The organism is Methylobacterium sp. J-077 (genome assembly GCF_022829365.1).
In the GTDB taxonomy this organism is placed as follows: Bacteria; Pseudomonadota; Alphaproteobacteria; order Rhizobiales; family Beijerinckiaceae; genus Methylobacterium.
This window is the reverse complement of sequence record NZ_JAKSYJ010000236.1, coordinates 178,741-199,099: the sequence shown is the minus strand read 5'-3', so window position 1 is coordinate 199,099 and position 20,359 is coordinate 178,741. Positions and strand designations below refer to the sequence as shown.

33 protein-coding genes are annotated in these 20,359 nt (G+C 70.2%); 8 read left to right on the top strand and 25 right to left on the bottom strand.

The features are described 5' to 3' along the window. The first annotated feature begins 118 nt into the window (after positions 1-118). The 3 genes from MKL11_RS30770 to MKL11_RS30760 all read left to right on the top strand — a co-directional run bounded on the left by MKL11_RS30770 (position 119) and on the right by MKL11_RS30760 (position 817). A complete protein-coding gene (locus MKL11_RS30770) occupies positions 119-322 on the top strand; it encodes a hypothetical protein (protein WP_243950756.1) in 204 nt (67 codons plus the stop codon). Between the two features lie 121 nt (positions 323-443). Further along, a complete protein-coding gene (locus MKL11_RS30765) occupies positions 444-677 on the top strand; it encodes a hypothetical protein (RefSeq protein ID WP_243950754.1) in 234 nt (77 codons plus the stop codon). Continuing rightward, positions 677-817: a hypothetical protein gene (locus tag MKL11_RS30760; protein WP_201025736.1), complete on the top strand. Its 141-nt coding sequence runs from the start codon at positions 677-679 to the stop codon at positions 815-817. The genes MKL11_RS30765 and MKL11_RS30760 overlap by 1 nt, the downstream gene beginning before the upstream one ends. Before the next feature lie 136 nt (positions 818-953). Here the strand turns inward: MKL11_RS30760 and MKL11_RS30755 are convergent, their stop codons facing one another. The 6 genes from MKL11_RS30755 to MKL11_RS30730 form a co-directional block, all read right to left on the bottom strand. Continuing rightward, positions 954-1,190: a hypothetical protein gene (locus tag MKL11_RS30755; protein ID WP_243950752.1), complete on the bottom strand. Its 237-nt coding sequence runs from the start codon at positions 1,188-1,190 to the stop codon at positions 954-956. 46 nt (positions 1,191-1,236) lie between these two features. Then, positions 1,237-1,485 carry a hypothetical protein gene (locus MKL11_RS30750; RefSeq protein WP_243950750.1) on the bottom strand — a complete coding sequence of 83 codons (249 nt, stop codon included), beginning with the start codon at positions 1,483-1,485 and terminating at the stop codon, positions 1,237-1,239. 131 nt (positions 1,486-1,616) lie between these two features. Then, entirely contained in the window at positions 1,617-2,579 is a 963-nt protein-coding gene (gene tal, locus MKL11_RS30745) for a transaldolase (RefSeq protein ID WP_243950748.1), read from the bottom strand. 161 nt (positions 2,580-2,740) lie between these two features. Beyond that, positions 2,741-2,971, bottom strand: a complete 231-nt coding sequence (locus tag MKL11_RS30740) for a hypothetical protein (RefSeq protein WP_243950746.1) — start codon at positions 2,969-2,971, stop codon at positions 2,741-2,743. Then, positions 2,968-3,252: a hypothetical protein gene (locus tag MKL11_RS30735; RefSeq protein WP_243950744.1), complete on the bottom strand. Its 285-nt coding sequence runs from the start codon at positions 3,250-3,252 to the stop codon at positions 2,968-2,970. Before MKL11_RS30735 ends, MKL11_RS30740 begins: the two co-directional genes overlap by 4 nt. Positions 3,253-3,384: 132 nt before the next feature. Further along, positions 3,385-3,567, bottom strand: coding sequence for a hypothetical protein (locus tag MKL11_RS30730; RefSeq protein WP_243950742.1), 183 nt, complete (start codon positions 3,565-3,567; stop codon positions 3,385-3,387). A 627-nt stretch (positions 3,568-4,194) separates the two neighbouring features. Between MKL11_RS30730 and MKL11_RS30725 the strand changes: the two genes are divergently transcribed. The 5 genes from MKL11_RS30725 to MKL11_RS30705 all read left to right on the top strand — a co-directional run bounded on the left by MKL11_RS30725 (position 4,195) and on the right by MKL11_RS30705 (position 6,477). Next, positions 4,195-4,353, top strand: coding sequence for a CsbD family protein (locus tag MKL11_RS30725; RefSeq protein ID WP_243950740.1), 159 nt, complete (start codon positions 4,195-4,197; stop codon positions 4,351-4,353). 71 nt (positions 4,354-4,424) lie between these two features. Next, on the top strand, positions 4,425-4,772 hold the full coding sequence (locus MKL11_RS30720; RefSeq protein WP_092038124.1) for a CsbD family protein: 348 nt from the start codon (positions 4,425-4,427) through the stop codon (positions 4,770-4,772). A 45-nt stretch (positions 4,773-4,817) separates the two neighbouring features. After that, positions 4,818-5,741 carry a PhnA-like protein gene (locus MKL11_RS30715; RefSeq protein WP_243950738.1) on the top strand — a complete coding sequence of 308 codons (924 nt, stop codon included), beginning with the start codon at positions 4,818-4,820 and terminating at the stop codon, positions 5,739-5,741. A gap of 84 nt (positions 5,742-5,825) precedes the next feature. Then, a complete protein-coding gene (locus MKL11_RS30710; protein ID WP_243950736.1) occupies positions 5,826-6,029 on the top strand; it encodes a CsbD family protein in 204 nt (67 codons plus the stop codon). Between the two features lie 64 nt (positions 6,030-6,093). After that, the gene (locus tag MKL11_RS30705) at positions 6,094-6,477 is read left to right on the top strand and encodes a CsbD family protein (RefSeq protein ID WP_243950734.1); all 384 of its coding nucleotides are present in this window, start codon (positions 6,094-6,096) and stop codon (positions 6,475-6,477) included. A gap of 143 nt (positions 6,478-6,620) precedes the next feature. Here the strand turns inward: MKL11_RS30705 and MKL11_RS30700 are convergent, their stop codons facing one another. The 19 genes from MKL11_RS30700 to cheB form a co-directional block, all read right to left on the bottom strand. Then, positions 6,621-7,064 (bottom strand): hypothetical protein, encoded by a 444-nt coding sequence (locus MKL11_RS30700; RefSeq protein WP_243950732.1) that lies wholly within the window; start codon positions 7,062-7,064, stop codon positions 6,621-6,623. A gap of 75 nt (positions 7,065-7,139) precedes the next feature. After that, positions 7,140-7,361, bottom strand: a complete 222-nt coding sequence (locus tag MKL11_RS30695; RefSeq protein ID WP_092038138.1) for a hypothetical protein — start codon at positions 7,359-7,361, stop codon at positions 7,140-7,142. A 100-nt stretch (positions 7,362-7,461) separates the two neighbouring features. Then, positions 7,462-7,656, bottom strand: coding sequence for a hypothetical protein (locus tag MKL11_RS30690; RefSeq protein WP_409565937.1), 195 nt, complete (start codon positions 7,654-7,656; stop codon positions 7,462-7,464). A 199-nt stretch (positions 7,657-7,855) separates the two neighbouring features. Continuing rightward, positions 7,856-8,860, bottom strand: a complete 1,005-nt coding sequence (locus MKL11_RS30685) for a sensor histidine kinase (RefSeq protein ID WP_243950729.1) — start codon at positions 8,858-8,860, stop codon at positions 7,856-7,858. A 6-nt stretch (positions 8,861-8,866) separates the two neighbouring features. Continuing rightward, positions 8,867-9,466 (bottom strand): SpoIIE family protein phosphatase, encoded by a 600-nt coding sequence (locus MKL11_RS30680; RefSeq protein ID WP_243950727.1) that lies wholly within the window; start codon positions 9,464-9,466, stop codon positions 8,867-8,869. Beyond that, the gene (locus tag MKL11_RS30675) at positions 9,463-9,891 is read right to left on the bottom strand and encodes an anti-sigma regulatory factor (protein ID WP_243950725.1); all 429 of its coding nucleotides are present in this window, start codon (positions 9,889-9,891) and stop codon (positions 9,463-9,465) included. Before MKL11_RS30675 ends, MKL11_RS30680 begins: the two co-directional genes overlap by 4 nt. Continuing rightward, positions 9,888-10,340 carry an ATP-binding protein gene (locus MKL11_RS30670; RefSeq protein WP_243950723.1) on the bottom strand — a complete coding sequence of 151 codons (453 nt, stop codon included), beginning with the start codon at positions 10,338-10,340 and terminating at the stop codon, positions 9,888-9,890. The genes MKL11_RS30675 and MKL11_RS30670 overlap by 4 nt, the downstream gene beginning before the upstream one ends. After that, positions 10,318-10,707, bottom strand: coding sequence for an STAS domain-containing protein (locus MKL11_RS30665; protein ID WP_243950721.1), 390 nt, complete (start codon positions 10,705-10,707; stop codon positions 10,318-10,320). The genes MKL11_RS30670 and MKL11_RS30665 overlap by 23 nt, the downstream gene beginning before the upstream one ends. Then, entirely contained in the window at positions 10,707-11,558 is an 852-nt protein-coding gene (locus tag MKL11_RS30660; protein ID WP_279600812.1) for an STAS domain-containing protein, read from the bottom strand. Before MKL11_RS30660 ends, MKL11_RS30665 begins: the two co-directional genes overlap by 1 nt. 8 nt (positions 11,559-11,566) lie before the next feature. Further along, a complete protein-coding gene (locus tag MKL11_RS30655; RefSeq protein WP_243950717.1) occupies positions 11,567-11,950 on the bottom strand; it encodes a response regulator in 384 nt (127 codons plus the stop codon). An 83-nt stretch (positions 11,951-12,033) separates the two neighbouring features. Further along, positions 12,034-13,269, bottom strand: coding sequence for a methyl-accepting chemotaxis protein (locus MKL11_RS33465; protein WP_243950715.1), 1,236 nt, complete (start codon positions 13,267-13,269; stop codon positions 12,034-12,036). 2 nt (positions 13,270-13,271) lie between these two features. Continuing rightward, positions 13,272-13,646 carry a response regulator gene (locus tag MKL11_RS30645; protein WP_243950713.1) on the bottom strand — a complete coding sequence of 125 codons (375 nt, stop codon included), beginning with the start codon at positions 13,644-13,646 and terminating at the stop codon, positions 13,272-13,274. A gap of 9 nt (positions 13,647-13,655) precedes the next feature. Next, positions 13,656-14,450: a ParA family protein gene (locus MKL11_RS30640; protein WP_243950711.1), complete on the bottom strand. Its 795-nt coding sequence runs from the start codon at positions 14,448-14,450 to the stop codon at positions 13,656-13,658. After that, complete coding sequence (locus MKL11_RS30635; RefSeq protein ID WP_243950708.1) at positions 14,447-14,722, bottom strand: hypothetical protein; 276 nt, start codon at positions 14,720-14,722, stop codon at positions 14,447-14,449. The genes MKL11_RS30640 and MKL11_RS30635 overlap by 4 nt, the downstream gene beginning before the upstream one ends. After that, positions 14,722-17,355 (bottom strand): chemotaxis protein CheA, encoded by a 2,634-nt coding sequence (locus MKL11_RS30630; protein WP_243950706.1) that lies wholly within the window; start codon positions 17,353-17,355, stop codon positions 14,722-14,724. Before MKL11_RS30630 ends, MKL11_RS30635 begins: the two co-directional genes overlap by 1 nt. Continuing rightward, a complete protein-coding gene (locus MKL11_RS30625) occupies positions 17,352-17,729 on the bottom strand; it encodes a response regulator (RefSeq protein WP_243950704.1) in 378 nt (125 codons plus the stop codon). The genes MKL11_RS30630 and MKL11_RS30625 overlap by 4 nt, the downstream gene beginning before the upstream one ends. A gap of 7 nt (positions 17,730-17,736) precedes the next feature. Next, positions 17,737-18,612 (bottom strand): CheR family methyltransferase, encoded by an 876-nt coding sequence (locus MKL11_RS30620; protein WP_243950701.1) that lies wholly within the window; start codon positions 18,610-18,612, stop codon positions 17,737-17,739. Then, on the bottom strand, positions 18,612-19,229 hold the full coding sequence (locus tag MKL11_RS33460; RefSeq protein WP_243950699.1) for a HEAT repeat domain-containing protein: 618 nt from the start codon (positions 19,227-19,229) through the stop codon (positions 18,612-18,614). The genes MKL11_RS30620 and MKL11_RS33460 overlap by 1 nt, the downstream gene beginning before the upstream one ends. Next, the gene (cheB, locus tag MKL11_RS30610; RefSeq protein WP_243950697.1) at positions 19,219-20,325 is read right to left on the bottom strand and encodes a chemotaxis-specific protein-glutamate methyltransferase CheB; all 1,107 of its coding nucleotides are present in this window, start codon (positions 20,323-20,325) and stop codon (positions 19,219-19,221) included. Before cheB ends, MKL11_RS33460 begins: the two co-directional genes overlap by 11 nt. Positions 20,326-20,359: the final 34 nt, after the last annotated feature.

Below are 20,359 nucleotides of genomic sequence, written 5' to 3'. Positions count from 1 at the left end.
CCCGTGCCGGTCGCGAACGCATCGCCTCTGTCCGAAGGGCCGGCCGCAAGGTCGGCCCTTCTGCTGTCGACGGCCGATTTTCCTGTCGACAACCCGCGAGGTCGGCAACCTTTCGGGCTTGAAACGTGTCGTTCTCGTGGCGCGGGGCGACGCGGAGGCCGTCATGATGGGGTTGGGCGTGTTCTGTGTGGTGGCCGGTATCAGCCTGGCGTCCGCATCCCTGTGGGCGCCCCGGTACCGCGCCCTGCTCGAAGGGATGGGTGGGTGCCTGTTCCTGGTCGGGCTGGGCTGCGCCGGCGCGGATCTCGCGCTGGCATCCTGATCCGCAGCGATGGGCCGGAACGATCCAGCGGGTTTTCGAGGCGTGGGGTTGCCAAGCTTGACCATATAGGCCAGCCTGTACGTAAGTAATGCGTCCCGATTGGAGCTGCCTAGGAGTGCCAATGCTGGTCAATCACGCGCGCCGCTTGCTCAATAAAGCCGCCGAATCAGGCGATTATCGGATTTCCATCCAGCGGAAGCCGAATGCATCCTGGCCCGCCGATCACAGCCGGCTCACGGCCCTCGAGAGCGTCGGCCATCTGGAGCGGATCGACCACTGCGACGAACGCGCGATCTGGCAGATCACCTCCGCCGGCCTGACGCAGCTTCAAACCTTCGCGGGTGGAGACGCGTGATGGCGTCGATCAAGATCCGCGCGACCGACGATGGCACCTTCGTGGTCTATCGCAACGGTGCGGCCGTCGCCTCCGGGCTGACCCGCCACCAAGCCGAGCGTTGCGCGACGGTCCTGGGCTGGATCGCTCCGCATTCCTGAACGGGCGCCGGTAAGCGATCGTTAACCCTGTCGACGTACCCAGGATGCACCAGCCGATCGCTGGCCTTCCACGCCCATCCGATTTCGCCCCTCAACACGGATGGGCGTGGAAGCCTGATCCGCGACGCGATCCGGCTCAGAGAGCTCGGGCGTAGCCGGGACGAAGGTCGATGGCCTGAGCCGTGGCCTGCGACAGGCGCACCTCGGTCAGCGTGACCTCGGCTCCGTCCTTGACGGCTTCCTTGACGATCTGCACGCCGCTGTCGGGATTGTCCGCGATCACCGCGTAGAACACCGTCAGCAGGCAATCCGGGGCGTCCTCGTCCTGGCGCGCGACCTTCACGATGAAGGCGGTTTGGTTCGGTTCGATCATGGCAGGCGTCGCATTCCGTTCCCGGCATCGGAGCGATGACCGGGCGTCAGGCCGCGGTCAGGCGCTTCGTATTGAACGCCACATGCTCACGATAGCGGGCGATGACCGTCTCGGGCGAGCCGCCGGTCATCAGCGTCGTCATGGCCTCGCCGGCGGCCTGCATCTTCTCGGTAACCATGGAGTGCGCTTCGGCCAGCCCCTCGCTGCCGCCCCAGGCGAGGCGGACCAGACGCAGCTCGACGACGCGCTGGGCCTCGATCGCCAGCATCATCCAGGAGAAGAAGGGATTGTACACGGCACACTCCGAACCGCGGCAGATGCGGCGGGGACTCAACTCGGCGGTCGTCTGGAACGATCCACCAGCGACACGCGGGTCCGACCCGCGCTCCGGGCTGGCCCGCCCCTCGGTGTAGGGGCTCTCTCAGGTCACCCGCGCGCGAGCCGGTCGCGAATGAGCGTGTGGAGCGCACGCAGGTCGCTGCCGAACTGCCGGATGCCCTCGGCGAGCTTCTCCGTGGCCATGGCGCTCTCGTTCATCTCCCAGCGGAACGAGAACTCGTCCGTCGCCGGCACTTCGGGGGGCTCGCCGTAGGAGTCCGGTGACAGGGCGCGGGGGAGGGGGCCCTCCGTCGCCGCCAGTTCCTCCAGCAGCTTCGGCGAGATGGTCAGCCGGTCGCAGCCGGCGAGCGCCTGGATCTGGCCGATGTTGCGGAACGAGGCGCCCATCACGACGGTCTTGATCCCGCGCGCCTTGTAGGCGGCATAGATCGCCCGGACCGACTGAACACCCGGATCCTCAGCGCCCGAAAACGTCTTGCCCTCGGCCTTGGCGTACCAGTCGGTGATCCGCCCGACGAAGGGCGAGATCAGGAACACGCCGGCATCGGCGCAGGCCATGGCCTGGACCAGGGAGAACAGCAGGGTCAGGTTGCAGTCGACGCCCTCGCGCTGGAGCACGCGGGCCGCCTGGATGCCCTCCCAGGTCGAGGCGATCTTGATCAGCACCCGGTCGCGCGACACGCCGCGCTCGTCGTAGGCGCGGACGATCGCCCGGGCCTTCTCCAGCGTCCGATCGGTGTTGAACGACAGGTTGGCGTCGACCTCGGTGGAGACGCGGCCCGGCACCAGCTTGGTCAGCTCGTAGCCCACCGACACGGCGAGCCGGTCGGCCACCGCCTGGACGACATCCTCGGTCTCGCCGCCCTGCGCCTTGCCCCAGGCCACCGCCTCGTCGACGATCGGGGCGAGCCCCGCCATGCCGGCGGCCTTCAGGAGCAGCGACGGGTTGGTGGTGCAATCGACCGGCTTGAGCTTCTCGATGGCGCCGATGTCGCCGGTATCGGCGACCACCACGGTCATGGTGCGGAGTTGATCGAGCAGCGACGTCATAGCCTACCTCGTGGATTCGCGCCCGGCCGACGAGGCCGTCGGACCGCCGCCCCGGTGCTCCCGGACATATAAGACGCGCCCCGGTGACTTCGACGCCGCGCGGTACGGCCGAATCGTCCTGCGAATGCGCCCGGGCGGCTCCGTACCACGATGGTGCGAGATCAGCCGACCGATCGCCAGTCGCGCAGCGACAGGGACCACGCCTGGGCCTCGTTGTAGGCCACGGCCACGCGGCCGTGGCTGAGAATCTTGGCGAGCATGACCCGGTCGCCCAAAGCGGTGATCTGGATCACGGTCGGGCCGTAGCCGGCATCACCGACGAGGCAGGTCCCGATACGCCAGCCCTGCTCGCGGCAGATTTCCGCCGCGCACCGGTGATCGTGCCGGGTCACGGATTGGCGCTGCGGGCGGCCGGCTGCGGATTGGACGGATTGCCCCCCGGGACCGCGCCGCCGTTTGCCGGTGCCGTCGTGCCGCTCTCGCTGCCGGTGATCTGCTTGCGCGAGGCCGCCTGGCTCTGGCTGGCGTAATCCGGCGGCGAACTCGCGCCCTGCCAGGTCATCAACACGGCCAGGGCGGCGACCATGAGGCCGACGCTGGCGATCAGGACGATGAGTGCGGGCCGGCCGCGCTTGCCCTGCCGGCCGTCCTGACCGGAGAGTTGTTCTGCCATGATGGGAACCTCGTTGATCCGCCGATGCGGGTGCTGAGGAGGAACAGGCCACCCAACGGATAGGTCCGCCCCTGTGGCCTTATGCACCGACCGGACTGCGCGATCCGGTCGGGCGTCTCAGGCTTCGAGCGATCAGGTGGTGAAGACCAGCAGCAGCGCGCCGAGGCCGCCGAGGGCGGTGACGCTGATGCCGCTGACGAAGGCGACGTCCCAGCCCGCGAACTTGTTCGTGATCGGCGCGAACCGATAGGCGGAATTCGTGACCAGCGCGCCGAGCACCGCGAGTGCCAGCGCGACCGACATCAAGATTGTCATGGGGTGGATCCTTGTCCGCCAGTGGCGGGACTGACCGACCCTCCGCGGATACAGGCAACGGACCAGCGGGCTCAGATATCCGCCGGTTGGGAAACCATACGTGCCGCCGGTGACGCAGGCACCGGCCGGCTGTGAGCCCGGTTGGCGCGCGCGTTCCGCCGTTCGCTCGGAACCGCTCGTCCAGGCTCGCCCGGGCGGCGCGCGGATCCGGTGGGAAGGCCCGAGCTTGGCCGCCGATACACTCGATCTCCCGGATAGCGATCACTTCTGATCGATAACAACTGCGTCAGTGATGCAGGCATACCAGTGAAAAGAACGTAGGTGAGGGAACCTGCTTGTGCGCAACCCGTTTGAGCCCCGCTGTCGATAGGGCAGGGGCCAGCACGCGGGAGCCGGGCGGATCGTGACGGCAGGTTTCGAGCAGACGCGTTTCGGCCCTCCGGCAGGGACTGACGCGCCCGGCTACCGCAAGAGGGCAAGAGATTTCGTTGGCGGATGCGAGCGGTTTTCTACAGCGGATCCAATCTTTGTCGCATGAAAGAATAGTACTTTCGTACCATTGATGGCGCGAATGCGGTACACATCTGATGTCCGGTCCAGGGTCTTCTCAAGCACACCGAGGTGCCCATGACCGAACGCACGAAAGTACCTTCCGCCGAGCACCTCAAGGCGTCGGTGAAAGAGGCCATCGGCAAGCTCACCGGCGACGCCCGGATCGAGGCCGAGGGCCGGCGTCAGAAACGCGGGGCGCAGCCGTCCAGGCCGACCGATCCCCGCACCGACTGATCTGCAAGTTTCCGAGCGGCGCCCCGACCCGGGCGCCATCCCCACCGAACCCATCACAACCGGAGAATGACATGGTCGACATCGACAGGATCACGGGCGCCGCCAAGGAACTCGGCGGCAAGGTTCAGGGCGCCGTCGGCGACCTCACCGGCTCGCGGAGCGACACGGTCGAGGGCCGCTTCCGCGAGGCGAGCGGGCAGGCCGAGAACCTCTACGGCCAGGCCAAGGACACGGTCCGGCACGCGGCCGACGAGGCCGCCGACTACGCCGAGGACGCCTACGAGCGCGGCGGCCACTACCTGCGCCGGGGCACCCGCGAGGTGAGCCATCAGGTCGCCGAATACCCGCTGGCTTCCCTGCTCGTCGCGGGCCTTGCCGGCTTCGGCCTCGGCCTTTTGGTCAGCGCCAGCCGCGACTGAGCCCAGATCCCTCTTCCACGACGACCGACGACCCGGAGTTACAGCGTGACCACCATCCAGACCACTGCGTCCCCCCTGGCGACAGGCGCATCCGCCGATACGCGCGCCGTCCTGCTCAACCAGGTCTCCTGGGGCGCGATCTTCGCCGGTGCCGCCACGGCCCTGGTCACCCAGGTAATCCTGAACCTGATCGGGGCCGGCGTGGGCTTGGCGTCCTTCGGCCCCGTGGCCACCGACAATCCGGCCGCCTCGACCGCTTCCATGGGCGCCGGGATCTGGTTCGTGGCCTCGGGCATCGTGGCGGCGCTGATCGGTGGCGCCATCGCCGGGCGCCTGTCCGGCAAGCCGGTGGGCGGCTCGGCCGGTCTTCACGGCCTGGTGTCCTGGGCGGTGACGACCCTGGTGGTGCTCTACCTGTTGACCTCCGCGGTCGGTGGCCTGATCGGCGGCGCCTTCAGCGGCGTGACCAGCACCCTCGGCGGCGCCGGCTCGCTGGTCGGCGGCACCGTGCAGACGGCGGCCCAGGCCGCCGCTCCCTCGCTCGCCAAGATCACCAACCCCCTCGACGGCATCGAGAGCACGGTCCGCCAGCAGGCCGCCGGCCAGGACCCGCAGGCCGCCCGCGATGCCGCCGTGGCGGCCGTGAAGGCCCTGTTCACCGGTGATCCGGCCCAGAAGCAGCAGGCCGAGACCCGCGCCGCGGACGCGCTGGCCAAGGCGCAGAACATCCCGGTCGAGCAGGCCCGCCAGCAGGTCCAGGATTACGAGAAGCAGTACGACCAGGCGGTCGCCACCGCCAAGCAGAAGGCCGAGGCCGCGGCCGTCGCCACGAAGTCCGCGGCCACGCAGGGCGCCTTCTACGCCGCCCTGGCGCTGGTGCTCGGTGCGCTCGCCGGCTTCCTGGGCGGCCGCTTCGGCGCCCCCAAGCCCGTCACCCTGCTCGGCGCCTACGAGACCCGGCGCGCCTGAACCCCATCGGTCGCCGCCCTCCGGCGGGGACCTCTTCCGACCGGCACAAGCCGGCCATCCCGAGACGCCACAGGAGATGTTTCGATGAGCAGCACCACCGACAAGATCAAGGGCCTGGCCAACGAGGCCGTGGGCAACGTCAAGCAGGCCGCCGGCAACGTGACCGGCAACGACAAGCTCGTGGCCGAGGGCAAGGCGCAGGAGCTCAAGGGCGAGACGCAGAAGACCGTGGGCGACGCCAAGGACGGCGTCAAGAACCTGGCCGACAAGGTCACCGGCCGGAGCTGAGCCGGTCTGGCGGGGCCGGCAGGGCCGGTCCCGTCCCGAGCAACTGCACAACCAGGAGAGCAGCATGAACCGCGACCAGATCCAGGGCGCGTCCCGCCACGTCAAGGGCCGGGCCCAGACCACCCTCGGCGGCCTCACCGGCGATCCGGGCCGGCAGGTCCGCGGCGCCGTGAACCAGGTGGCCGGCGGCGCGCAATACGTCTACGGCCGCGCCCGCGACCGGGCCGAGGATCTCGCCGAGGATGGCCGCCACCTGGCGCACGCCGCCTCCGAGCGGGCCGACGACCTGATCGACGACGGCCGCCGCTACGCCCGCGAAGCGCGCCGCCGGGGTGAGACCTACGGCCGTCAGGCGATCCGCTACGCCGACACCAACCGTACAAGCACCCTCCTCGGCATCGCGGCGCTCGCCTTCGCGGCCGGCTGGCTCACCCGCCGCGGCCGCTGACATCGACATCCGCCCGACGCCCGGCCCTCTCGCGAGGGGCCGGGCGGGTTCCGGCGCAAGCGCGGCCCGCGCCACGCCCCAAGCGCACTCTCGCGGCCGGCCCAGACGGCCCTCTCCTGACCCGATACCTCCGCACCCGGACCTCAGGGGTCCTTGCGGCGCGCCTGGGCGGCGGCCCATTCCCGGTCGCGCTCGGCCTGAGCGGCGCGCTGCTCGGCGGCATAGGCCTCCTGCTCGGCCCGTTCCCGCTTCCGCCTGCGCTCGGCCGAGGCGGCGGCCCGCTTCTTCCACGCCTCCGTCTCGGCCTTCTGGCGCCGCAGCTCTTCGACGGTGATCGGCGTCACCGGCTCCTTCGGCTGCGCCCACACGAAGGGCCGCCGCGGGGAAGGCGGCGGCCGGCGCGGCGGTTCCGGATCCGCCGCAGGCCGGGAACCGCGCAGCCCGGCGATGGCCGCGTCGAGCGTCAGCCCGAGGCCGGCCGCGATGCGCTCGGCGGCGGCTCGGGCCGCGTCGCGCTCGCCCAAGGTCGCACCCCGCGCCGCCAGGGCGAGGCACTTCTCGAGGCGGTCACGCTCGGCCGGCGTCATGGCGGATCCCGAATGGGTAGGGTCGTCGGGGTCTTATACGGTTTCGGCTTCGGGGACCCTGCCGGTGGCGTCGCGTCACCGGTTGTTCAGGAGCGCCCGAGCCAGGAGGTGCAGGGTCGCGCCGAGGCCGAGCGCGCAGGTCGAGACGACCAGGACCTGAAGCCCGCTGATGCCCGGCCGCGGGCCGAAGCTGTAGGCCAGCAGCGAGCCGCACGAGCCGGCGGAGACCACGCCGGACGCGATGGTGTTGAGCCACGTCGCCGAGAGGCGGCGGCGTTCATCGTTGATATCGCCCATGGCCGGCTCCCGTCGCGGGCGAATGCAAGTTTATTTTCACGAATAAGGAATTATTGCCAGATTTCGCCGCCACCTGCAAGACGCCGGTGCCGAGCCGGCCTCAATTCGTCCCTGTACGGCAGCGGGCATAGCCCCGGGAGATCAGACGGCCCTGCTGCGCGGCGCGCCGCTCCACCTCGCCGAGGTCGATGAGCGCATCGGTGATCGCCGCGACCAGGGCGCTCCAGGCGTCGCCCCGGGCTGCCCGATGGTAGGCCAGCGCGATCGCCTCGGCCTCGGTGAGCCGAATCTCCAAGGGTGGTTCGTGCGGGTGAGCTTGCATCGCCAGTCCGTCCTTTTGAGAACATATAGCGAACAAAGCGCAGGCGCCGTCCCGGTTCAACCCATCTTGCGCCGCGAGACCGGATTCCGGTGGAGGGCTGTTGATCGCGTCGGGAAAATTAAGTGGTGGCAAGGCTTTGTCGCGCCCGCCGACGTGGCTGGTCCGGTTCGCATCAGCCGGCGGCGACGGGCAGCAGCAGGCTGATGGTGGTTCCGCGCCCGGGCTCCGACTGGAGCTGCAGGTCGCCCGACCAGCCGAGCACGATGCTTCGGACGATGGCGAGCCCCAGGCCGGTGCCCTGGCCGCTCTCCTTGGTGGTGAAATACGGGTCGAGGGCCCGTGCCGCGACGGCCGCGGACATGCCCTGGCCGTCGTCGGTCACCCGCAGCCGCATCCGCGCCGGCGCTCCGCCGACCGCCCAGTCGCCGCCGATCCGATCGACCTCGACCCGCATGCGCGTCGCCCCGGCCTGCACGGCGTTCTGGAGCAGGTTCAGCAGGATCTGGGTCAGCTCGCCCTGGAGGGCCAGGATCCTGGTGTCGTGATCCCGGATCGCGACCTCGAACGGCTCGCGCAGCATCGGGCGGATGAAGGTGCAGGCGGTCGCCACGGCGGCGCCGAAGGCGAGGCTCTGGGGCGCGATCGTCTCGCGCCGGACATAGGCCAGGATGCCCTGGATGACGGAGACCGCCTGGATCGCGCAGGCTTCCACGGTTTCGAGGTCGGCGCGCTCGGGGGGCTTCCCGGGCAAGTCGGCCAGCATGAGCTCGGTCATCCCGCGCACGGGCTGGAGCAGGTTGTTGAGCTCGTGCGCCACCGAGCCCACGAACTGGCCGAGCGTCTCCAGGCGCTGCCGGTCCCGCTCGGTCCGGTCGCGCTCCTGTTGCCGATGCTGCTCGAGCAGGTCGATCTTGGTGCGGTAGGCCACCGCCGCCGAGACCATCAGGGCGCTCAGGCAGGCCGACATGCGCCGGATGATCTCCGGCTGGTTGATCGGCACGCCCCGGTCTGACAGGGCCAGCGCCGCACCCTCATGCAGCCCGGCGATCTCGTCGAGGGAGATGTCGTCGGTGATCGCCAGGCGGCCGAGCTCCTCGATGTCGAGGAGCGGCGCCTCGGCCGCCGTGGCGACGTAGGTCGCCATCCCGGCGGTGTAGCGCTGCAGGAGACTCCGCATGCGGCCTCACGCCCGGAAGGCGACGCACAGGACGGCGCAATCGTCGCTCTGGCGTCCATGGCTGGCCATCAGGTCCGCGGCGAGGCGCTCCGGATCGCCGCGCGCCGCCAGCGGGTCCGCCTCCAGATCCACCGGTCGCAGACCGTCGGTCCACAGGACCAGGATATCGGCGGCGGTGAACGGGAGGATCAGCGGCTTGAGCGGGCGCAGGCCCGCGCCCACGATCCCCGGCATGCCGTCGAAGCGCAGGGTTCGCGTGGAGAACAGCGCGCCCTGGATGTTGCCGACCGCCGCGGTCGTGATGAGGCTCGCGGCGGGATCGATCCGCACGAGCGCCGCCGCGGCGCCGCGGGTGCGGCGCATGGCCTTGTCGGCGGTGGCGAGCCGCTGCGTCGGCTCGATCCCCGGCTGTCCCTCGACCAGGGCGAGCAGGCTCCGGGCGGCCTGGTGGGCGTCCGGCCCGTGCCCGAGGCCGTCGACGATGCAGGCGAGGGTGGCATCCCCCTCCCGCCACCAGGCGACCATGTCGCCGCACGCGGTCTCGCCGGGATAGGTCCGGGTCGCCGCCGCGATCCGGGGAATCGGCATCACCGGGCCCGAGCTCATGGCCGCCGCACCAGGCAGACGATGCGGGTCCCTTCCCCGACCCGGGAGGTGATCGCGAAGGTGTCGACCAGGCGGCGCGTCCCCGCAAGGCCGCAGCCCAGGCCGCCGCGGGTCGAGAACCCGTCCTCCATGGCGCGGGCGAGATCGGGGATCCCCGGGCCGTCATCCTCGGCGACGAGCTCGATCACCGCCGCCTCGGCCGCATCCTGCGCGGTCAGGCGGATCTGGCCGCCGCGCGCGGTGTGGAGGACGAGGTTCATGGCGAGTTCGGAGACCGCCGTCGCCAGGCCGTGCGCCCGCACGGTGCCGAAGCCGTGGCGCAGGGCGAGCCGGCGCGCCTCCTGGCGCGCCTCGGCGACGTCGATCTCGGTCGTCACCGTGACGGTCACTGCGTCCGGCTGCACCACGTCCGGTTCCCGGCTCATCGGCGCCTCGTCATGCCGGTTCGGACCAGGGTGCGGCCCGGACGGGTCTCGATGGTCATGTCGTCCATCAGCTTGTGCACGGCGGCAAGCCCGAGGCCGACGCCGCCCCCGGTGGAGTATCCGCGCGCCAGCGCGCCCGTGACGTCGGCGATCCCGGGGCCCTGATCCTCGACCTCGATCACGATGCACCGCTCCTGCGCCGTCAGCCGGGTCAGCACGCGGCACGCGCCGCCGCCGGCATAGGTCAGGGCGTTGCGGGTCAGTTCGGAGACGATCGTGGCCAGGCGGGTCTGGTCGACGGTCCCGAACCCGAGCGCCGCGGCGGCTTTGCGGCTCGCCTGACGGGCCAGGAGGATGTCGTTCTGGACCCGGATCTCGACGACGGCGTGGGTCTCGGTGCCGACGGCCGGTTCCGATGCGGAGCGATCAGGCGATCGGGACTTCGTCATGGCGACCTCCGCGGGACGCCACCAGCCGAGCGACCTTGGCCACGCCGCCTTCGAGATCGAAGGCGGTCTCCATGTCGATCATGCCCCGGCCCATCTCCACGAGGGTCAGGGCCACGGCGGGCTGCATGCCGGCCAGGACCGCGACCCCGCCCATGATCGTCACCATCTTGGCCGTCTCCGAGAGGATCCGGGCCATATACGAGTCGACGACGTCGGCGGCCGTGATGTCGATCACGAGCCCGTCGGCCTTTCCGGCCTGGATCAGCGCGAGGGCGTCAATCTGGAGGTCCATCACCTGCTGGTCGGTCAGGTCGGCGGGCAGGGAGGTCAGGAGGACGCGGCCGAGCCGGAGGATGGGGACGCGCATCAGAGGCTCGTCTCGATCGGATCCTTGGGATGCCGGCCGAGGAGCCGGAAGGCCTCGGCCAAGCCGGCGCGCAGGGTTCCCCGGGTGATCATGCTCGACAGGTCCACGTCGAGCTTCACCAGGGTCTGGGCCGCGTCCGGACTGATACCGGTCACGATCACCCGGGAGCCGAGCAGGCGTGCGGCCTCGACGGTCTTGGTCAGGTGCAGGGCGACGCGGCTGTCGATCAGCGGCACGCCGGTCACGTCGAGGATCGCGATATGCGCCTCCTCGCGGGCGAGCGCCTCCAGCAGCCATTCCATCACCTGCCGGGCCCGCTGCGTGTCGATGACCCCGACGAGCGGCATCAGGATGATGTGGCGCCAGATCGGCAGGGCCGGGGTCGCCAGGTCGAGGAGCGCCCGGCCCTGGCGCTTGATGATCTCCTCGCGGGTCTCCACGAAGGCCGCGAAGGTGATCAGCGCCAGCCTGTCCACCCCCGCGTCGAGGGCGGTGCGCATCCTGTAGAGTTCGGTCGCCTTGGCGCTGGTCTCGCGATCGAGCAGCTCGCCCGCGATCGTCTTCAGGGACAGGATCAGCGTGGCGGTCTCCATCGGCGTCAGGCCGTCGCGGGCGCAGGCCGCGCTGATCGTGGCGGCCTGCTCCTCGACGGATTTGAAGGCCGGCCCGGCGCCGTCGCCATCGCCGGCGAGGAAGTAGGCCGTCAGCTTCTCGACCAGCGTGCCCAGTTCGAGCTTGAGCAGCTGCAGCGAGGCCGGTTGCGCCCCCGGCGCGGTGTCGCGCAGGCGTGCGAGCCAGGCGTCCAGCACGCCCGACCGATTCTGCAGAAGGATTTGTCCGAGGCCGTGCATCAGTTCGGTCACTCCGTGGCGGCCGATGGGGCGAGGGCCGAGACGGCGGACAGGAGTTCCTGCATGCCGACCGGTTTCATGAGCACGCGGTCGGCCCCGACGCGGGCGGCCTCCTCCATCGAGAAGAGCTGCGGCGCCCGCGGGGCGCCCCCGGTGATCGCGATGATCGGCAGGCCGGGCCTGTGTGCCTTCACCCAGCCGATCAGCGTCAGGCCGTCCCGTCCGGGCATCCACAGGTCGGTGACCAGGATGTCGAACGGCCGGCCGCTCAGCAGCGCCTCTGCCTCGGCGGCGGAGCCGCATTCCTGGACCGTGTGCTGACCGCGTTCGAGAAACCGCCGGACCGTCATCCGCACGACCGGCACGTCATCCGTCAGGAGAACCGATGCCATGGATCAATCCTCCTGTCGCACGTACCGGAACGGTACATGCACGGCCCGGTTTCGGGAATTATATGGAAGAATATCTATAATATCTAAAACAATTCTATATCGTTATTGTGATTCATGCCGCTTCTCGGAGGGGATGGACCTTCCGATAGTGCGAATTCTGCAAATTGTTTAGGGTCCGGAAAAGATTTCGTCAAGGGATTTGATAAGTCCAGTGCGTGAAGATGCGTACGCGCCACGGCAAAAATACCTTCGAGATGCTGAAGACGTTGGCGCGTGACATCCTGAAACTGGATCGAGCCGATGAGCCGGACGATCGGCTGCGCGATCCGGGCGCTCTCTTCCTGGACCTTTACCAGCGTGTCCCGCTGGTGAGCGACCAAGCGCTCCATGTTCTCGGTCAGGCTGGCGATCGCCGCGGCGATCTTCATGAGTTCGCCGCGCTCGCTCTCGACCCGGTCGGTCACCAGGGTAGAAAAATTCTCCCGGATGGATTCGCGCAGGCTGGCGAGATCCGCAGCGATCCGGGTCGCGGTGCCGGCCGAGGCACCCGAGAGGTCCTTGACCTCCTTGGCCACCACGGCGAATCCCGCACCGGCCTTCTCGGCCCGGGCCGCCTCGATGGTGGCGTTGAGGGCGAGCAGGTTGGTCTGGCGGGCGATGGTCTGCACGCCCTCGGTGGCCCGCGTCAGCTGCGCGGTCGCGACGTCGAGCTCGTCGAGGCGCTGCCGGCATTCCACCACGTCCTGGTCGCGCCGGACCAGGAAGTCGCCGATCAGCTGGCGGTTCTCGCTGAGCTGCTGGTCGGTCTGGTCGACGATCTCGATCACCCGCGCGTTGGAGCCGGACAGGTCGAGGAAGGCCAGGAGTTCGGTCATGGCGGCATCGACCTCCCGGAGGCTGGTCATGATGTCGTAGGCGGCGGCCTCGGTCTCCGCGGTGACCGAGGCCGTGTCGGTGGCGGCGCGCGCGAACAGCTGGTCGTAGACCGCGAGATGGTCGGCCAGGGCGGCGTGGATCTCGGCCCGTCCCGCCGCGTCCCCTGCACGGACCTCCTCCGGCCGATCCCCCGGGGGCGCCGCCGCCTCCGCCGGTGCGATCTCCTGGGGAGGCGGCGCCTTCAGCGCCGGCGACCGGCGGATCAGCATAGCCGAGGCCCAGCTCGCCCCCCAGGCGGCCGCGAATCCCACCGCCGCCATGGCGGCGACGCCCGGTACGGGGCCGAACGCGACCGCGCCGACGGCGGCGAGCGCCAGGGCGGTGAGGACCGCGCAGAACGGGCCGAACCATCGGATCGCGTATGGCGGAGGCACCCAGGCCACGATCAGGCTCCGGGGACCAGCTGGCGGATCACCTTGAGCAGGGCTTCCGGGTCTACCGGCTTGACGATCCAGCCCGTGGCGCCGGCCGACTTCGCCTCGTTGCGCTTGTCCTGCTGGGACTCGGTGGTCAGCATCAGGATCGGGATGAACTGCAGCCCCGGGAGCTTGCGCACGCGGCGGATGAGGTCGATGCCGCTCATCGCGCCCATGTTGAGGTCGGTGATCAGCAGGTTGGGCTTGGTGCCCGCCTGCAGCGTCGTGACCGCCGCCTCGCCGCTCGCCGCCTTGACGACCCCGAGGCCGGCCTTGGTCAGGATACCCTCGATGCTCATCAGCATGGTCGGTGAATCGTCGACAATCATGATCGTCGTGGCCAATTGCGTCTCCTAGGATGCTGCGTGGGGGGCGGGTGCCGCATCGGCCTGCCAGAATGCGGTCAGTTCATCGGTCAGCAGGCCGTAATCGGTGGTGCCGCGGCTCGACGGGGCGTAGTCCCGGATCGGCTTGCGGACGGCGAACGCCTCCGCCAGGCGGATATCGGTGCGGATCCCGGTGAGCACGCGCTCGATCCCGAATTCCCGGGCGATGTCCTGCATCGTCTCGCGGTGATGGTTGGTGTGCACGTTCAGCATCACCGGCAGCAATCCGACCACTCGCAGGTCGCTGTTCACCGTGGTGGCGATGCGGAAGAACAGGCGTGCCAGCTGCCGCACCCCCTCGGCCGACAGGGCGTGGGGGATCATCGGCACGAGGACGCCGTCGGCCGCCGCCAGCGCGTTGACCAGGATCATGTCGAGGGAGGGCGGCGTGTCGAGGATCACGAGGTCGAACCGCGCCGCGATCTCCGGGCTGCGCAGGCAGCGCTGCAGGGCCGAGACGCTGCGGTCCAAAGCCGTGCTGCCGTCGAACAGCTGGTCGGCGGGGGCGACCGACACGCCCGCGAAGGCGGTCGGCCGGATCGCCGCCTGCAGGTCGAAATCCGGGCTCGTAAAGACGTGATGGGCGGTCGGCGCGTCGCGCTTCGGCACGATGCCGAAGCCGAGCCCGGCATGCCCCTGGGTGTCCAGGTCGACCAGCAGCGTGCGCCGGCCGCGGGCGCCGCATTCCGCGGCCAGGTTGACCGAGGTCGTCGACTTGCCGCTGCCGCCCTTCCGGTTCGAGATGGCCAGGATCGTGGTCAAGCGGCCGCTCCGGGCGCCTCTGGGGCGGCCTGCCGAGAGGCCTCGAGGAACGGCATGACCAAGCCGGCCAGAGCCGGATCGGCCGGCGGCGTGAGGGTAGCCGGCCGCGCGGCGGCCAGGACCTGCAGGATCGCGGTGTGCAGCCCCTGGCACTGGGTCAGCACGACCTTGTGGGCGCCCGGCCTGCGCAGGGCCTCCAGCAGCGGCAGCGCCTCCTCGACGGTGCAGTGGCCTTCGAGATGGACGGTCTTGCGGACGATCCGGATGGCCATCACAGCAACTCCCTGAGGTCGAGGACCAGGAGGACGCGGCCATCCCCCAGGAGGGTCGTGCCGGCATAGCCGCCGATGCCGGTCAGGACGCCCTCCAGGGGCTTCAGGATCACGTCCATCCCCTCCCGGAAATTGTCGATGATCAGCCCGGCCCGCCGGCCGTTGACGTGGCAGACCAGCACGGCGGCGTCGGCCTCGCCCCGCGGCGACTCGGGCAGGTGCAGCAGGCGCGACAGCCGCAGCAGCGGGATGATCGTCTCGCGCAGCACGAAGGTCTCGGACGTCTTGATCATCCGGATGCGCTCCCGCGGCACCCGCACGGTCTCGACGATCATGTCCATCGGCACGCCGTAGAGGCTGCCGGCCGCCTCCACGATCATGATCCGGGTGACCGCCATGCTGAGCGGCAGGGCGAGGCGCGTCGTCGTTCCCTCGCCGAGGCGGGAGCTCACCGAGACCTGGCCGCCGAGCTTCTCCACGGTGGTCAGCACCACGTCCATCCCGACCCCGCGGCCGGACAGGTCGGAGATCTCCGCCGCCGTCGAGAAGCCCGGGCGGTAGATCAGGTTGATCGCCTCCTGGTCGGAGAGGCGGTCCGCTTCTTCCTGGGCGACCACGCCCTTGGCGATGGCGGCGGCGCGGATCCGGGCCGGGTCGATCCCGCGGCCGTTGTCCTGGACCTCGATGACGACGCTGTCGGCCTCCTGGCGGGCCTTGAGCAGGATGCGCGCCGTCGCCGCCTTGCCGGCCGCCCGGCGCTCGTCCGGCGACTCGATGCCGTGATCCAGCGAATTGCGGACGATGTGCAGCAGCGGATCGCCCAGCGCCTCGATGATGGTCTTGTCGGCGGCCGTGTCCTCGCCTTCGAGGGCGAGGTCGATCCGCTTGCCGAGCTTGCGCGCGAGGTCGCGCACCAACCGGGGGAACCGGTCGAAGATCTCGGAGACCGGCAGCATGCGGACCTGCATGATCGCGCCCTGCATCTCCTGGGCGAGCCGGTCGATGACCGCGTATTGCTCCTTGATCTCGCGGGACATCTCGCGCGAGCCGTAGGTCTCCTCCGCGCGCTTGGCGAGGAACGGCAGGGCGTTCTTGGAGACGACCAGCTCGCCGATCAGGTTCATCAGCAGGTCGATCTTCGCCTGATCGACCTTCAGGGATTTCGGGGCGATGCGCCCCTCGGGCTCCTTCGCGCCCGCCGCCGGCGCGGCCTCCTCGAAGGCCTGGGGCAGCGCGTCCGGGAGCGCGGGCGCGGTCTCCGGGCGCTGGAGCGGGGCACCGTCCATCACGGCGGACAGGGCGCTCAGAACCGGCGCGACCGATTGCGCCTCCCGGGCCGCCTCGAACGCCGCCTGGATCGCGGCGCGGTCGGCGGCGCGGCCGAGGCTGAGGAGCACGTTCCCCACCACGGTGCCGACCGAGGCGAGACGGTCCGCATCGTAGCCGGTGCGCTCCAGAGCCCGGTGCTGGCTCGCCAGGACGGTGCGGGCGAGGTCCTGCCGGGGATCGGTGGCCTGTGGTGCCGGCTGAGGCGCCGGAGCCGGGGCGGCGGTGAGCGCGGACGCGGCCGGGACCGGATCGAGCCGGCCCGAGCCGGCGGCCGCTACGAGGGCCGCCACGAGCGCCGGATCGGGCTCCCCGGCCGACAGGGCCGCGTCCAGCCAGTCCAGCGCCTGCCGGCGCCAGAGCGTCGCCCCGGCGACGCTGCGCAGGGCTGAGACGGCTTGGCGCAACTCGTCGTGGCGCCCGGCGGCGAGGAACCCCGAGGCCGCCTCGCGAAAATCGTCCCAGATCGGCCCGTCGCTGGCCTCGCCCGCGATCCGCACGAGGTCCCGGGGCCGCACGGGGGCGATGGTGACCTGGTCCAGCTCGTAGCGCATCGCCTGCTCGATCTCGGGCCGGGGCGCCGCGCTCAGCAAGGCGAAGTGCAGGTTGCACTGGTAGGGGTCGAACGCCTCCAGCGGTCCCCAGGGCTCGGCCGCCGCGATGTCGAGGGCGAGCGCGCCGGGCACCTGCCGGATCGCCTGGAGGGGATCGGTGCCGCTGAAGAAGCAGCCCGGCTCCGGGGCATAGCGGACCAGGTGAACGACCTCGCCGCCGCAGGCGCGGCGGAACGCGTCCAGACAGGCGGGGGCCGACAGGCGGGCGAGGAGCGCCGGCGGTAGCGTCGCGACGTCCGCGAGAGGTGCCGGATCGGCCCCTTGCTGCGGGCCGTCCGCCGGGGCGCGGTCGGGCCCATCGTCCTGCGCGCCCAGCCGCTCGCGCAGGAGCGTGGCCATCCGGTGCGCGACCCCGTCGGCATCCGCAGGCAGCGCGCCGCGCCGCTCCAACGCGTCGATCCACTGGCCGACCTGATCGAGACTGTCGAGCAGCATGTCGACCAGGGCGGAATCGATCTGGAGCGCGTCGGACCGGACCTCCCCGAGGAGATCCTCGGCGGCGTGGACCAGCCGGGTCAGGGCGAGCGCGTCGAACAGGCCGGACGAGCCCTTGATGGTGTGGACCGCCCGGAACACCGCATTGATCGCGGTCTCGTCCGTCGGATTCCGCTCCAGCTTCAGCAACCCGCTGGCCGAGACCTGCAGCAGCTCGCGCGCCTCCGGGATGAACCGGGCCAGCAGGGGGTTGGTCATGCCTGTGCACCCGTCAGCAGGCGCGCCGTCTCGACCAGGAGCACGGGATCGGCCGGTTTGACGATGTAGAAATTGGCGCCCGCCTCGTAGGCCCGGGTCGCGTCCGCGTCCTGCGCCTCGGTGCTGATCGTGACCACGGGGGTCGCCTGGAGCGACGGCTCGCGGCGGATGCGGGACACCAGCTCGTAGCCGTCCATCTTGGGCATGTTGATGTCGACGATCATCAGGTCGAAGCCGCCGAGCAGGGCCTTCTCCAGGCCCTCGACCCCGTTGGCGGCTTCCTCGACGACGAACCCGGCCCGGCCGAGCACGTCCTGATAGAACATCCGCATCGTGATGCCGTCCTCGACGACAAGGATTCGCTTTCCGGACATGCCCGTCTCAATCCTGTTCGACCGGTCTTTGATAGACGATCGTGTCGCCGAACTTGCGCGGCAGGAACATCGACGACATGCGGCTCATGCTCTCGGAATGGCCCAGGCAGATGAACCCACCGGGGGTCAGGCATTCGTAGAGCGCTTCGACCGCGGAGCGTCGGGACGTATCGTCGAAATAGATCAACAGATTGCGGCAGAAGATCACGTCCATCGCGCGGTAGCGATGCATGTGGATCGGATCGGACAGGTTGGCGATCGAGAACTCGATGGAGCCGCGCAGCTCCTCGTGGATCTCGAACTGATCGTCGCCGAGCCGGCGGAAATACTTCTTGCGCAGTTCCGGCGACAGCCGCTGCAAAGAACGGTTGCCGTAGATCCCCTTGCGGGCATCGGCCAGCACCCGGGAATCGATGTCCGACCCGGTGATCTCGATCGCGAACTCGTCCGCCCGCGACCAGTATTCGAGGATCTGGATCGCGATCGAGTACGGCTCCTCCCCGGTCGAGCACGGCATCGACCAGATCCGCAAGGTGCCGCCGGGCCGGCGCGTCCGGGTGATCTCGGGCAGGATGCCGCGCACCAGGGCGTCGAACTGGTAATCCTCGCGGAAGAAGTAGGTCTCGTTGACCGTCATCAGGTTGACGAGATGCTGCAGCTCCTCGCCCGAGGGCTGGAAGCGCAGCAGGGTGAAATACGCCTTGAAGCTGTCGCTGCCGGTCTTGGCGATCCGCTCCAGGAGGCGCTTCTCGACGAAATATTCCTTGCGGCCGCTGAACGAGATGCCGGTGCGACGGTAGAAATACTCGTAGAACTTCTCGTACTCGTCCTCGGTGATCTGGATCGCCGGGGCGGTCTGCGCGAAGGCATGGTTGGGCTGCATCACGACCCTCCGATCCGGCGGATCGCCGCGGCGGCCGCGAAGCGGATGAACGGCACCTCGGGGAAGCGCGCGGCCAGGGCCTGGAGCGGCGCGATGGCGCTCTCGTTGCCGATCTCGGCGAGGCCGTCGACCGCCGCCGCGCAGACATTCACGTGGGGATCGCGCGCCACGACCTCGGCCAGCCAGTCCGGCGCCTTCGGGTGCGGCAGCAGGCTCAGCATGTTGACCGTCAGGATCCGGACGTCGCTGTCGGGATCGGCCAGCAGGTCGGCGACATGCGGCTCGACCTCGGCGGGCATCTCCTGCAGCACCTCGATCGCGGCGTTGCGCAGGGCGCTGTCCTCGCTGCGCAGCAGGGGCAGCAGGCCCTCCACCACCGCGGGGGATTTGATGCGGATCAGCGTCGTCAGGATCACGGCCCGGACGCTGGCCGCCGGCTCGCTTCCGAGATGCGCGCACAGGCGCGGCCCGGCCTCCGGGAAAGCGCCGAGTTCCCGCGCGGCCCGGCGCCGCTCGCCCGCCTCCGGGGAGGCGAGGGCGAGGGTGAGCGCGGCGAGATCCGCGTGCGGCACGTCCTCGGCGCCCTTCGGCGCGTGGTTCGGCTTCTTAAGAGCCACGGCGGCGTTCCCCGGCTCGAGCCCCGGCTTCGGGGGCACGGAGCCACCCGATCAGCTGCTCTGCGATCGTGTCGCTCGGCAGGACCACGCTGGCCCCGCCGCGCTTGATGAGTTCCTGCGGCATCCCGAAGACGATGCTGGTCTCCTCGTCCTGCGCGATGGTCAGGCCGCCGCCGGCGTGCAGCCGGGCCATGGCCTCGGCGCCGTCGTCGCCCATCCCGGTGAGCTGCACGGCGATCAGCCGGTTGGCCGAGAGCAGGGCGAGCGCGCTCTCGACCATGCGGGCGACGCTGGGATGCCAGATATGCGCGTCGCTCTGCGGCAGCGGCGTCGCGGAATAGCCGGTGCCGCGGCGGGTGACGACGAGGTCGGCATCCCCCTTGGCGATGTAGACCGTGCCCGGCTCGATCGGCATCTGCCGGGCGACCTCCACCACCGAGACGGCGCAGAGGTCGTTCAGGCGCCGGGCGAAGACCCCGGTGAAGCTGCTCGGCATGTGCTGGGCGACCAGGACCGGCCAGGGGAAGTCCGCCGGCAGGCGCGGCAGGATCTCCTCCAGCACCCCGGGGCCGCCCGTGGACACGCCGACCAGCACCAGCCCGGGGCGCCCCCCGCTCGCGAAGGCGACCCGGGGCGGCGGCTCCGGCGCCGGGCGCCGGCGCTGGGCGGCCAAGCGCCCGCGCAGCCCGGTGCTGCGGCGGACCCGGGTGACCGCGGCGCTGCGGACCTTCGTCAGCAGCTCGCGGTGGATCCGGTCGATCGACAGGGAGATCGTGCCGCCGGGCTTCTGGACGAAGTCGACCGCCCCGAGGCTCAGGGCCTGCAGCGTCGTCTCGGCGCCTTCCTCGGTCAGCGACGAGACCATCACCACCGGCCGCGGATCCTCGGCCATGATCCGCGACAGGCAGGTGATCCCGTCCATCTCCGGCATGTTGACGTCGAGGGTGATCACGTGCGGATCGAAGCTCTGGAGCGCCTCCAGAACCTCGACGCCGTTGCGGGCCGTCTGAACCGTGAAGCCGCCCGCCGCCTCGAGGAGCTGCGTGAGGTGCCTGCGCATCAACGCGGAATCATCGGCCACGAGGGCGCGGATCATGCTGGGTCTTTCCGGGGTGACATGTCGGGACGAG